The sequence below is a fragment of the Pseudomonas sp. PH1b genome, assembly GCF_000633395.1.
GTDB lineage: Bacteria > Pseudomonadota > Gammaproteobacteria > Pseudomonadales > Pseudomonadaceae > Aquipseudomonas.
This window is the reverse complement of record NZ_AYMU01000055.1, coordinates 1-490: the sequence shown is the minus strand read 5'-3', so window position 1 is coordinate 490 and position 490 is coordinate 1. Positions and strand designations below refer to the sequence as shown.

Genomic DNA, 490 nt, shown 5'->3' with positions numbered 1-490 from the left:
GACAGTGCCCGAAGTCGCGCCAGCAGCGATGGTGATCACTGCGCCGTTGCTCAGGGTCACAGTAACTGGGGTGCCAGCGGCGTTAGTCAGGGTCGCGGTGTAAACGATCGAACCGCCCTCGGCCACGGTGTCGGTAGCACTCAGACTCAGAGTGGTGGTGTCGACAGTGTCAGTAACGGTGGTTTCAGCTGGCTTGTCGCTGGTCTCCAGCTTCTCGTAGTTACCACCCTCAGCCTTGGTGATGGTGGTGCTCAGGGAGCTGCCGCCAGCCAGAGCGTCGTTCGGCGCGGTGAAATTCACGCTGCCGGAAGACTCACCTACCGGGATGGTGATGGTCTGCCCGTTGGACAGGGTCACTACCACTGGCGAACCGGTCACCGGAGCGGTAACCGACGCGGTGTACACCACCGTGCCGCCTTCAGCGACGCTAGGCGTGGCGGTCAGCGAAACGGTGCTGGTGTCGATGGTGTCGGTAACGTCAGTTACTGCT

The 490-nt window shown here is 62.0% G+C and carries 1 protein-coding gene; it reads right to left on the bottom strand.

The window, feature by feature from the left end; all coding sequences use genetic code 11:
* Positions 1-490, bottom strand: a 490-nt coding sequence (locus tag U873_RS34645; RefSeq protein ID WP_043274810.1) for an immunoglobulin-like domain-containing protein, incomplete at both ends; no start/stop codon positions are given.